General features: G+C 67.0%; 8 protein-coding genes. 1 reads left to right on the forward strand and 7 read right to left on the reverse strand.

Translation table 11 applies throughout. The features are described 5' to 3' along the window. Nucleotides 1-591 precede the first annotated feature (591 nt). Complete coding sequence (locus ACQR1F_RS30980; protein WP_434914473.1) at nt 592-1,740, reverse strand: DegT/DnrJ/EryC1/StrS family aminotransferase; 1,149 nt, start codon at nt 1,738-1,740, stop codon at nt 592-594. Nucleotides 1,741-1,795: 55 nt separating this feature from the next. After that, on the reverse strand, nt 1,796-2,806 hold the full coding sequence (locus tag ACQR1F_RS30985; protein ID WP_315805315.1) for a Gfo/Idh/MocA family protein: 1,011 nt from the start codon (nt 2,804-2,806) through the stop codon (nt 1,796-1,798). 360 nt (nt 2,807-3,166) lie between these two features. Between ACQR1F_RS30985 and ACQR1F_RS30990 the strand changes: the two genes are divergently transcribed. Next, nucleotides 3,167-3,877: a DUF1223 domain-containing protein gene (locus ACQR1F_RS30990; RefSeq protein ID WP_434914474.1), complete on the forward strand. Its 711-nt coding sequence runs from the start codon at nt 3,167-3,169 to the stop codon at nt 3,875-3,877. 9 nt (nt 3,878-3,886) lie between these two features. Here the strand turns inward: ACQR1F_RS30990 and ACQR1F_RS30995 are convergent, their stop codons facing one another. The 5 genes from ACQR1F_RS30995 to ACQR1F_RS31015 all read right to left on the reverse strand — a co-directional run bounded on the left by ACQR1F_RS30995 (nt 3,887) and on the right by ACQR1F_RS31015 (nt 12,191). Continuing rightward, nucleotides 3,887-6,106, reverse strand: a complete 2,220-nt coding sequence (locus ACQR1F_RS30995; protein ID WP_434914475.1) for a tetratricopeptide repeat protein — start codon at nt 6,104-6,106, stop codon at nt 3,887-3,889. Nucleotides 6,107-6,163: 57 nt separating this feature from the next. Next, nucleotides 6,164-8,386 carry a tetratricopeptide repeat protein gene (locus ACQR1F_RS31000; protein WP_434889112.1) on the reverse strand — a complete coding sequence of 741 codons (2,223 nt, stop codon included), beginning with the start codon at nt 8,384-8,386 and terminating at the stop codon, nt 6,164-6,166. Between the two features lie 69 nt (nt 8,387-8,455). Next, a complete protein-coding gene (locus ACQR1F_RS31005; RefSeq protein WP_316218705.1) occupies nt 8,456-9,868 on the reverse strand; it encodes a mannose-1-phosphate guanylyltransferase/mannose-6-phosphate isomerase in 1,413 nt (470 codons plus the stop codon). Nucleotides 9,869-9,880: 12 nt separating this feature from the next. After that, complete coding sequence (locus ACQR1F_RS31010) at nt 9,881-10,897, reverse strand: NAD-dependent epimerase (RefSeq protein WP_316218704.1); 1,017 nt, start codon at nt 10,895-10,897, stop codon at nt 9,881-9,883. A 10-nt stretch (nt 10,898-10,907) separates the two neighbouring features. Then, nucleotides 10,908-12,191, reverse strand: coding sequence for a nucleotide sugar dehydrogenase (locus ACQR1F_RS31015; protein WP_316183398.1), 1,284 nt, complete (start codon nt 12,189-12,191; stop codon nt 10,908-10,910). Nucleotides 12,192-12,295 lie beyond the last annotated feature (104 nt).

Genomic DNA, 12,295 nt, shown 5'->3' on the forward strand with positions numbered 1-12,295 from the left:
GCAGCCGTCAAAACCATCGCGCGGGGAATGCCGGGATGTCTCGGCTGAACCTGTGGTTCCTGCCGCCTGCATTTTTTCCGCAGGCGGGCCATGGGTGCGGCCAGCGCCCGGAATTCCCCGTGCCCTCTTTTAAGGAGAGGGCATGACGAACAGCAAAGCTCGGACGCCAGGTGCGCCGCGAGAAGGTGAACACATGTCTCACCACCGTCATTGCGAGGAGCGAAGCGACGAAGCAATCCAGGACCGCACGCGCAGCCCTGGATTGCTTCGCTTCGCTCGAAATGACAGTGAGCATGCCGGTCGCACGTCGGCACTTGCGACGCTGGCGGGGAGGCGCACCACGCACTCCGCTGTCGTCCCGGACAAGCCTGCCGACGCGAAGCGGCGGCGGGCGCCGATCCGGGATCCATACGCCGTGCAGCCGATGGGGCGCGCGGAACGGGCCGCCTGCCCCTTCCAGACATCACGCGGTATGGGTCCCGGCTTTCGCCGGGACGACAGTGTTTGTTGGAGCTGCCGGTGGGACAGATCATTCATACACGCTGCGGCCGGTCGGGCCGCCAGCGGAGATGCGCGACGATGCGTAAGACCTCAGGCCAGTGCGCCGCGCACGACGTCGATGATGCGCCCTTGCGTCGCCTCGTCCAGATAGGCGTGCATCGGCAGGCTGATGACGTCAGCCGAGAGCTGCTCGCTGACCGGGAGGCCGCCGTCGGCGCTCGGGAAGATGCGGTAGGCGGTCTGCTGGTGCATCGACTTCGGATAGTAGATCGCGGTCGGGATGCCCTGCGCCTTCAGCGCGGCGGCGAAGGTGTCGCGGTCGACGCCCTTGGGCAGGCGGATGGTGTATTGCGCCCAGACCGAGGTGCAGCCGTCGACGAGGCGCGGCACCTTCACGACGTCGGCCAGCGCCGCCGTGTAGCGCTCGGCGACGACATTGCGCGCGGCGATCTCGTCCTCGAAAATCCTGAGCTTCTCGAGCAGCACCGCCGCCTGGATCGTATCGAGCCGCGCGGTGAGGCCGAGGCGGACGTTGTCGTATTTGTCGCTGCCGCCGCCATGGGCGCGCACGCTGCGCAGGCGCTCCAGGAGGCCTGCATCATCGGTGAGGATGGCGCCGCCGTCGCCGAAGCAGCCGAGCGGTTTTGCCGGATAGAAGCTGGTCGCTGTCGCGAGACCAAAGGTGCCGATGCGGCGGCCCTTGTAGCTGGCGCCAAAGCCCTGCGCGGCGTCGTCGAGCACGAACAGGCCCTCGTCCGCCGCGATCGCTGCGACCGAATCGTGGTCCGCGCTCTGGCCGAACAGATCCACCGGAATGACGGCCTTCGGCTTCAGGCCGAGCCGCTTCGCGGTGGCGATGCCGCGGCGGAGCGAGGCCGGATCGATGTTGAAGGTGTCCTCCAGCACGTCGACGAAGACGGGCGTGGCGCCGGTCAACGCCACGGCCTCGCCGGTGGCGCAGAAGGTGAAGGACGGGCACAGCACCGCGTCACCCGGGCCGATGCCCTGCGCCATCAGCACCATCAGCAGCGCGTCGGTGCCGCTGGAGCAGCTCACGGCGTATTTGGCACCGCAGAACTCGGCCAGCTCCTTCTCGAGCTGAATGATTTCGGGGCCGCCGAGGAACTGGCAATGCGCGAGCACGCGGGCGACGGCGTCGTCGAGCGACTTGCCGAGCCGCTGGCGCTGCGCGGCGGTGTCGATGAACGGAATGGGCTGATGACGCAGGTGCTGGTTCATGAGCTCTGACAAAGGTTCGGAAACGGAAATGAGGGTGAAGCGGAGGCCTGGGCGGCTAGCCGGCCACGGCGCGCCGCTTGGTGGCAGCCGCCTCGGCCGGACGATGGCTCGACGTCTCCAGGCACTGCGTGGCGATCGCCAGACTCGCGACGCCCTCGTCGCCGGTGACGGCCGGCGCCGTGCCCGAGCGCACCGCATGCAGGAAGGCGATCAGCTCGGCGCGCAGCGGCTCGTCATGGCCGACCGGGAGATGACGCATCGAGTAGCTGCCGTCCGGCTTGAAGCCGAAACATTCGGTGACCTGGCGGGTCAAGAGATCGCCCATGATGTATTTGCCGCGCGTCGCCACCGTGACGTTGCGCGCCTTGAACGGCGTCAGCCAGTTGGTGTTGATGTGGGCGAGCACGCCGGAGGCGGTGCGGAATTGCAGGAGCGCGATGTCCTCGCGCTCGGCCACCGCGCTCGACAGTTGCGGCTGCACCTCGATGATGTCGGATTCGGTGAACCACCGGATGAGATCGATGTCGTGCACGGCGAGATCGATGACGACGCCGACATTGGACATGCGCGGCGGGAACGGGCCGACGCGGGTGATCGCGATCGACAGGATGTCCTCGCCGGCGATCGCCTTCTTGATCGCGGCCACCGCCGGATTGAAGCGCTCGACATGGCCGATCATCAGGGTGACGCCGGCGCGATGCGCGGCCGAGACGATCTCCCTGCCCTCGTCCACCGTCGAGGCGATCGGCTTCTCGACCATCAGGTGAACCTTGCGCGCGATGCAGGCCAGCGCGAGCTCATGATGCAGATGCGTCGGAGCCGCAATGGTCACGGCGTCGACGCCCTCGGCGACGAGCTGGTCGAGGCTCTCGAAGGTCGGGCAGTTCGCAAGCTCGGTGACGCGGGTGCGATGCGCGGGCAGCGGATCGACCACGCCGACCAGATGCACATCGGGCAGTCCGGCGAGCACGCGGGCATGATTGCTGCCCATCACGCCGGCTCCGATCACGCCGACGCGCAGCGCCTGCCTCAGCTCGGCCTTGTGGCCCGCCCCCTTGGAACTCATGTCATCGACCCCATCAATGCCCCCGGCTTGCGACGTCACGGATTGGCCGCAACGGTTAACGAACTGCAAATCACCGGTCGAAGCTCTCCTAGCATGCCGCTCGAAGCGAGGCGAATGCGGAAAGCCTTTTCAGGACACGATTTGATTCAGAAAGTTACATCCGGCACGGACGAAAAACGCTGTCTTTTGAATGGCGTGCGCGATGCGCCTCAGGTGTGGCGGGCGCCCTGCTCACGCGTCACGACAGGTCGCGAAAGTAACGGTGGATGCGTCTTCACGCCTGCGTGTTGGCTACGGCAGGAGGTAACGCGATGGCCCGCGCCAGCGAAGGAGATCACGTCACAACGCGGGAGAACACCCATGCCCCTCAGCCTCGCCTCGTTCCGCCACGCCTCCGCCTTCGCCGTGCTGCTCGCATCGCTTGCCCCATGGTCGCCGTCGGCCGCCGCCACGGATCGGCCCGTCGTCATCGAGCTGTTCACCTCGCAGGGCTGCTCCTCCTGCCCGCCTGCAAATGCCTATCTGAACGAGCTGGTGCGGCAGCGCCGCGACGTGCTGCCGCTCGCCTTTCACGTCACCTATTGGGACCGGCTCGGCTGGAAGGATCCGTTCTCGCTGCCGGCCGCCACCGATCGCCAGGCCCGCTACGGCAGCCGCTTCGGCGACGGCTCCTACACGCCGGAGATCGTCGTCGACGGCACGACGAGCCATGTCGGCTCCAACCGGGCCGAGGTCGGACCCGCGATCGATCGCGCCAGAGGGGCGAGCGCGACGGCGGCGCGGCTCAAGCTCGCACGCAATGGCGACAGGCTCACGGTCGAGGTCGGCGGCGGTGAAGGACGCGGACGCCTGCTCCTGGTCGGCTTCGATCATCGGCATGAAACGTCGATCCGCCGCGGCGAGAATGGCGGCCGCACGCTGGAGGAGCTGAACGTGGTGCGCTCGGTGCGGACGCTGGCAGATTGGAGCGGCAGCGCGCTGCGCCTCACCGAGCCGATGCCGGAGGGCGAGGATGCCGCGGTGATTCTCGAAGCGGCGGACGGGCGCATCGTCGGCGCCGCGCGGCTGTAGCCGCCGAGGTCAGGAGGAGGCGCAATAGTGGTGCCAGAACCGGCGGTAGCCCTCCTCCACCTTGCGCGTGTAGGTCTCGACGTCGCCCGCCGCAGAGCCGGCAACCATCGTCGGCAGCTCCGCGCGCAGCTTCGCCAGTTCCGCGGGCTGCGCGGCATATCTGAGGGCGACGGCGATATAGCCGTCATCGTCCTTCGCTACGAACTCCGCGAGCCCGACCGCCGTGTTGATGGCGGCCGCTGCCCGCGCCGCCGCGCCGTGGCCGAGCCTGGCGATGACGGGCACGCCGGCCTGCAGCGACTCCCATGTGCTGACGCCGCCATTCTGCGGGAACGGATCGAGCGACATGTCGATCGCGGCGAACTGCGCGATGTGCTGATCGCGCGTCGACAGGCCGAGGCAGGTGATGCGCCCCTCGGCGATGCCGTGCGCCACGAACCGGGCCACGAGCCCATCGCGCAGCAAGGGCTCATCGAGCGCACCGTTCTTGATGACGATCCGCGAGTCCGGCAGCGCGCCCATCAGCCGCGACCACAGCGCGAGCGCGGGCTCGGAGATCTTGTCGATGCGGTTGAAGACGCCGAACGTAACGTAGCCGTTGCGCAGCATCGGCAGCGGCGTCGGCTGCCATCCCGGCAAGGGATCGGTGGTGATGACGGCCGGCAGGTCGTAGACCTGCTCGGCGAACAGAGGACGCGCGGCCTCGGGCACGGTCACCGGATCGGCGAAGAAGTAGTCGATGGTCGGAAGCCCCGTTCCGGTGCCGCTGCCCCACGCCGTGACCTGCACCGGCGCCGGCTTGCGCGCGAACACGGGCAGCCGGTTGCCGGCGGAATGGCCGGAGAGGTCGACGAGGATATCGACCTGATCAGCCTCGATGCGATCGCTCAGTTCCTCATCGGACATCTGCCAGGCGTCGACCCAGAGGTCGGCGGCGGAACGGCAGCGCTCGGTCATGCCATCCTGCAGCGGCGAGCAGGAGTAGCAGACGACCTTGAACGCCTGATGGTCGTGGTGGCGCAGGACGGGCAGGAACACCAGCGCAGCCGAGTGATTCCTGAAATCGGAGGAGACGTAGCCGATGGTCAGCCGCCGCTCCGGATCGCGGTCGCGGACCGGCGGCGGCCGGCGCACGATCTTGCTGCCGATCCTGGTCCACCATTCCCGGCGCGCCGCCTGGTGCTGAGCGAAGTCGGTGTCCGGCATGAAGTCGAGCAGGAAGATCTTGGCAGTGATCGCATCACCGAAATCCGGCTTGATCTCGAGCGCACCCTCGAAGTGCTGCAAGGCCGTTGCGAGATCGCCCTGCTTGCAGAAGCATTCGCCGAGCCAGGTCCAGGCGACCTCGGAGGCCGGATTGAGCTCCAGCACCTTGCGGCACGCGTCCATCGCCGGCGCGATATTGTCCTTGATGGCGCTGAGCTGCGCGAAGCCCAGCAACGCCACGTCCTGCCATGGATCGAGCGCCAGGGCGGCCTTGAAGTCGGCCATGGCCCGCTCGAACCGTCCGGCCTGCTGGTGCAGGCGGCCGCGCTGTGCCAGCACCTGCGCTGCATTGGGCTTGATTGCAAGCGCGGCATCGAACGCCGCGAGCGCCTCGTCGGAATGGCGCAGATTGATGCTGGCGAGGCCCTTGCCGAACATCGCCTCCATGTGGCGGGGATTGAGCGACAATGCGCGATCGAAGCTCGCATTGGCCTCCGCATTGCGGGCGAGCGGAAGCAGCGCCATGCCGCGATTGCAATAGGCGTCGGCATAGTCGGGCTTGAGCGCGATCGCCCGGTCATGGGCTGCGATCGCCTCCTCCGGCCGTCCCAGGCGCATCAGCGTGTTGCCGAGGCCCGTGAGCGCCACGAGCAGGTTCGGCTTCAGCGCAATCGCCCGCTCCTGGCATTTGCGCGCCTCCTCGAACCGCTTGCGGTTGAACAGCGCAAGGCCGAGATTGGAGAGCGCCTCGGCATTCCGCGGCTCGATCTCGACGGCCTTGATGAGCGCCTGCTCGGCCATCTCCATTTGTCCGCTGTCGAGCGCCGTCACGCCGAGCAGATGCAGCGCATCGAAATGATCGGGCAGCAGCGCCAGGATCTGGCCGCAGACCGCCTGCGCCTCGGCGCGACGGCCGCCGCGATAAGCGGCGACGGCCTGTTGCATCAGCGCATCGGCCTGCTTGCGATGCTTCTTCTGCAGCCTCGCATTCTGAAACGCGCGGGAACCGACGTCGCTTGCCAAAAGACGGCCTCCGGAGTGACGCGTAGATCGACAGAACAGGCGTACTGCGGACGGCGCTCAGCCGCCGGCGGCACAATAGCGGCGCCAGAACTGGCGATAGCCTTCCTCGACCTTGCGCGTGTAGGTCTCGACATTGCCGGCAGCGGAGTTGGCCACCCGCGCCGGCAGCTCGGCGCGGAGCCGAGCCAGCTCGGCCGGCTGGGCCGCGTGTCGCACGGCGATCGCGATGTAGCCCTCGTCGTCCTCGGCCACCCAGTCGTCGAGCCCGACCGCCTTGACGATCGCGCCGCCGGCCCGCGACGCCGCGCTGCTGCCGAGCTTGGCAACCACGGGCACGCCGGCCTGCAGCGATTCCCAGGTGCTGACGCCGCCATTCTGCGGGAACGGATCGAGCGAGATGTCGATGTTGGCGAACGCTGCGATGTGCTCATGGCGCATCGACGCGCCCAGACACGTAAGGCGGCTCTCGCCGACGCCGTGCGCGGCGAAGCGGGCGATCAGCGTGTCGCGCAGGAATGCATCCTCAAGCGCGCCGTTCTTGATCACGACGCGGGCGTCCGGCAGCGTCCGGAGCAGCGCCGACCACACCGTCAGCACCTCGTCGGAGATCTTGTCGACGCGGTTGAAGACACCGAAGGTGACGTAGCCGTTGCGCAACATCGGCAGCGGTGTCGGCTGCGCGTCCGGCAGAGGATCCGTGGTGATCAGTGCCGGCAGATCGTAGACCTGCTCGGCGAACAGCGGCCGTACTGCCGCCGGCACCGTCACCGGATCGGCGAAGAAGTAGTCCATGGTGGGCAGGCCGGTGCCGGTCGCATTGCCCCACGCGGTGACCTGGATCGGCGCGGGCTTGCGGGCGAACACGGTGAGCCGGTTGCCGGCCGAATGACCGGAGAGGTCGACGAGAATGTCGACCTGATCGGCCTGGATGCGATCGGCGAGTTCATCGTCGGACAACTGAGATGCCTCGATCCAGCCATCGGCCGCAGCCTTGCACTGCTCGGTGACGGAATCGACCAGCGGCGAGCACGAGTAGCAGATGACCTTGAACGCCGCGTGGTCGTGATGGCGCAGCACCGGAAGGAAGGTCAGCGCGGCCGAATGGCTGCGGAAGTCGGACGACACGTAGCCGACCGTGATGCGGCGATCCGGATCGCGGTCGATGGCGGCAAGCTGGCGCTGCGGGATATGCGCGCCGATCCGCTCCCACCATTCGCGGCGGACGGCCTGATGCAGGGCGACGTCGGCGCCGGGATAGAAATCGAGCGCGAAGATCTTCTTCATGATCGCATCCTCGAAATCCGGCTTGATCTCGAGGGCGCGATCGAAGTGCTGGATGGCGCCGGCCGTGTCGCCCTGCTTCGCGAGGCACGTGCCGAGCCAGATCAGCGCGACTTCCGACGCCGGATTCTGCTCCAGCACCCGCTTGCAGGCCAGCATCGCTGGCGCGATCCGCTCGGTGAGCACGCAGACATGCGCCTTGCCGAGCAGCGCCGCTTCGAGCCCGGGGTCGATCGCCAGCGCGGCATCGAAATCGGCCTCGGCCTCGGCGAACCGTCCCATCTGCACATAGAGCCGGCCACGCTGCGCGATGACGGCCGCCGTCCCCGGCTTCATGGCGAGCGCGGCGTTGAAGGCGGCGAGTGCCTGCTCGAGGTGCCGCAGATTGACGCTGACCAATCCCTTGCCGAAGGTCGCCTGCATGTGCCGCGGCGCCAGCGCCAGGGCGCGGTCGAAACTCTGTCGGGCCTCTTCGTTGCGCAGCAGGAGCAGTTGCGCCATGCCGCGATTGCAGTAGGCGTCGGCGAAGTCGGGCTTCAGCGCGATGGCGCGGTCATGCACCTCGATCGCCTGCGCGAACAGCTGCATGTTCATCAGGGTGTTGCCGAGGCTCGTCAGCGCCGTGGCGAAACTGGGCTTGAGCGCGACGGCGCGCTCCTGCACCGCGCGCGCCTCCTCGTAGCGCTTCATGCTGAACAGCGCGAGGCCGAGATTGGCAAGGGCTTCGGCATTGCGCGGCTCCACCGCGACGGCGCGGGTCAGGGCCTGCTCGGCGAGGTCGAGCCGGCCACTGTCGAGCGCCGAGGCGCCGAGAAGGTGAAGAGCGTCGAAATGATCGGGCACGAGGGCCAGCGCCTGACCGCAGATGGCCTGGGCATCGGCATGCCGGCCAGCCCGGTAGGCCTCGACGGCCTTCGGCAGCAGGCCGTCGGCCTGCTTGCGGTTCTTCTTCTGCAGGCGCGCGTTCTGGAACGCACGCGATCCGATCGTGCTTTGCAAGGAAGCTCTCCGGCGGACGACTCCGGGGCTGTCTAGCACGGCTCGCGTGATTCGCGGCGAGACCCCGCCCTACTCGCGGCGGTAATCGTCCTCGATGCGGATGATGTCGTCCTCGCCGAGATAGGACCCGGTCTGGACCTCGATCAGCTCCAAGAGGATCTTGCCCGGGTTCTCCAGCCGGTGCACCGCGCCCATCGGGATGTAGATCGATTCGTTCTCATGCACGGTCTGAACGGTCTCGTTCACCGTGACCCGCGCCGCGCCGCGCACCACGATCCAGTGCTCGGAGCGGTGATAGTGCTTCTGCAGCGACAGCCGCTGGCCGGGCTTGACGATGATGCGCTTGACCTGGTGGCGCTCGCCATTGTCGACCGACTGATAGCTGCCCCAGGGCCGGTGCACCTTGATGTGGGCCTCGGTCACCTCCGGCGCCACGGTCTTGAGCTTGGCGACCAGCCGCTTCAAGCCGTTGGCATCGCGCTGGCGCGACACCAGCACGGCATCCTGCGCCGCCACCACGACGAGATCGTCGACGCCTTCGAGCGCGACCAGCGCCTTGTCGGTGACGACGTTGCAATTGCGGGAATCCTCGAACACGGCGGTGCCGCGCGCGGCGTTGCCCTGCCCGTCCTTGTCGGACAATTCCCAGACCGCATGCCAGGAGCCGACGTCGGACCAGCCGCACGACACTGGGGCCACGGCCGCACGCTCGGTCTTCTCCATCACGGCATAGTCGATCGAGATCGGCTTGGCCGCGGCGAAGGCGTCGGAGTCGAGGATGATGAAGCTGAGGTCGCGGCCGGCCTTGGCAACGGAGTTGGTGACCGTCTGCACGCTGTCGGCATCGAACTTGCGGTATTCGTCGAGCAGGACCGACGCGCGGAACATGAAGTTGCCGCTGTTCCAGAGATAGCCCTCGCGAATGTAGCGCTCCGCGGTCGGCTGGTCCGGCTTCTCGACGAATTTCGCGACCGCCCGCACCTCCCCGGATACCGGCGCGCCAGGACTGATGTAGCCGTATTCGGTGGCCGCGCGCTCCGGATTGACGCCGAAGGTGACGATGCGGCCGGCCTCGGCGGCAGCGAGCCCCTGGCGGCACGCCGCGAGAAAAGCGGGGGTGTCACGAACGACGTGATCGGCCGCAAGCGCCAGCACGACAGCATCCTGATGGCGCGACTGGGCGAAGGCGGCTCCGGCGGCGATCGCCGGGCCTGAATCGCGTCGCATCGGCTCCAGCAGGACGTCGGCCTCGATGCCGATCTCGGCCAGTTGCTCCAGCACCATGAAGCGATAGGCCAAATTGGTGATGATGATCGGCCGCTCGAACAGATCGGCATCGGAGACGCGCAGCAGCGTATCCTGGAAGGTGGAACGGGCGCCGAACAGCGGCAGGAACTGCTTCGGCCTGACCTCGCGCGAGGCCGGCCACAGCCGGGTTCCGGCGCCGCCGCACATAATGAGAGGAATGATGCGTCCGGTCATGAAATCAATCCGTCAAATCCCGTGATACTCGCGGTACCATTTTGCAAAACGCCCAATGCCGTCGGCGATCGAGGTCGCCGGCCGGAAGCCGATGTCGCGCTCGAGGTCGCTGACATCGGCGTAGGTCGCCTCGACGTCGCCGGGCTGCATCGGCAGCATCTCCCTGATGGCTGGCCGCCCGAACTCCTTCTCCAGCAGCGTTATCACGTCCATCAGCTGTTCGGGATGATTGTTGCCGATATTGTAAATCCGCCATGGCGCCCGGCTGCTCGACGGATCGGGCCTGTTTCCGTCCCAATCCGGGTTTCCCTGTGGCGGCCGGCCGAGCAGGCGGACGATGGCCTGCACGATGTCGTCGACATAGGTAAAATCACGCCGCATGCGGCCGTGATTGAACAGCTTGACCGGCTGTCCGGCGAGGATGGCCTTGGCGAAGATGAACATCGCCATGTCGGGCCGCCCCCAGGGACCGTAGACCGTGAAGAAGCGCAGACCGGTCGCCGGCAGCCGGTACAGATGGCTGTAGGAATGCGCCATCAGCTCGTTGGCCTTCTTGCTCGCCGCATAGAGGCTGATCGGATGATCAACATTGTCCCTGACCGAGAACGGCAGCTTGGTGTTGGCGCCATAGACCGATGAGGACGAGGCGAACAGCAGATGCTCGCAGCCATGATGGCGGCAGCCTTCGAGGACGTTGATGAAGCCTTCGAGATTGGCGTCGACATAGGCGTGCGGATTTTCCAGCGAGTAGCGCACGCCGGCCTGGGCGGCGAGATGCACCACGGCTGGAAAGCGATGCTGAGCGAACAACGCCTTGATGCCGGCGCGGTCGACCAGATCGAGCTTGTGGAAGGTGAAGCCGGGCTGCCTCTTGAGAATGTCGAGACGCGCTTCCTTCAGCTTCGGATCGTAGTAGGCGTTGACGTTGTCGATGCCGATCACCTGGCGTCCGTCGGCGAGCAACCGCTGCGACAGGTGAAATCCGATGAACCCGGCGGCGCCGGTCACGAGGATGGGATGATCAGCCATGGTCGCTCCGTCAGGGTCGCCACAGTTCGATGGCGGCGGGTTTGCTCGCGCGGTCGAGCTTCATCTTCACGTCGAGCACGAGGCCGCTCTCCTCGCGCAGCAGGCCCTGTACGAGAGGCCAGCCTCCGGCGAGATATCGATCGTGCGACACGGCCAGCACGACCGCGTCGGCCGGACGCAGCGCCTCGATCGCCGTCAGGCCGATGCCGTACTCCTCATGCACGGCCGCAGCATCGGCCAGTGGATCGGCGACCTGCACCTCGACGCCGAACGACTGCAATTCGCTGATGATGTCGATCACGCGCGAATTGCGGATGTCCGGCACGTTCTCCTTGAACGTCATGCCGAGAATGGTGACGAGGCCACCCCGGCCCTTCCGCCGCAGCAAGCCGCGGATGCATTCGCGCGCGATGCGCCGGCCCATCTCGTCGTTGATGCGGCGGCCCGCCAGAATGACCTCGGGATGATAGCCCGCCTTCTCGGCGCGGTAGGTGAGGTAGTAGGGATCGACGCCGATGCAGTGACCGCCGACGAGGCCGGGCGTGAACGGCAGGAAGTTCCACTTGGTGGCGGCGGCGGCGAGCACGTCACCGGTATCGATCTCCAGTGCCTGGAAGATCAGCGACAGCTCGTTCATGAACGCGATGTTGAGGTCGCGCTGGGTGTTCTCGATCACCTTGGCCGCCTCGGCGACCTTGATCGACGGCGCGCGATGGATGCCAGCGGTGACGACCGAGCCGTAGACGGCGGCGACGATCGCGAGCGTCTGCGGATTCTGTGCCGAGACCACCTTGGTGATGGTCTCGAAGCGATGCGTCTTGTCACCGGGATTGATGCGCTCCGGCGAATAGCCGACGTTGAAATCCGTCCCCGCCTTCAGCCCCGAGCTGCTCTCCAGCAGCGGGACGCAGTCTTCCTCGACGGCGCCCGGGTATACGGTCGACTCGTAGACGACGATGTCGCCGCGCTTCAGAACGGCTCCCACCGTGCGCGTCGCGGCCAGCATGGCGCCGAGATCGGGCCGCCTTGCGTTGTCGATCGGGGTCGGAACGGTGACGATGAAAAAATCGGCAGTCGCGATATCATCCGGCTCGCTGGTGAAGCGCAGGCCCGGCCGGCGCAGATCGGCCGCATCGACCTCGCAGGTCCGGTCCCTTGCGTCCTTCAGCTCCGCGACCCGGACCGCATCGATATCGAACCCGATCGCCGGGCAGCCTGCCCGCGCGAACGCAGCCGCGACCGGCAGGCCGACATAGCCAAGGCCTATCACCGCAATCTTCCGGCCATGAGACATAAATTGATATTCCGGTCGTTTCGGAGGCCATTGACGCCACCCCTGCGACTGTTTAGCCACCGGGGCATCAGGACCGCAAGGGGCGGCTACGGCTCCCCCTGGAC

The sequence above is a fragment of the Bradyrhizobium sp. HKCCYLS3013 genome, from assembly GCF_051167615.1.
Lineage (GTDB): Bacteria > Pseudomonadota > Alphaproteobacteria > Rhizobiales > Xanthobacteraceae > Bradyrhizobium.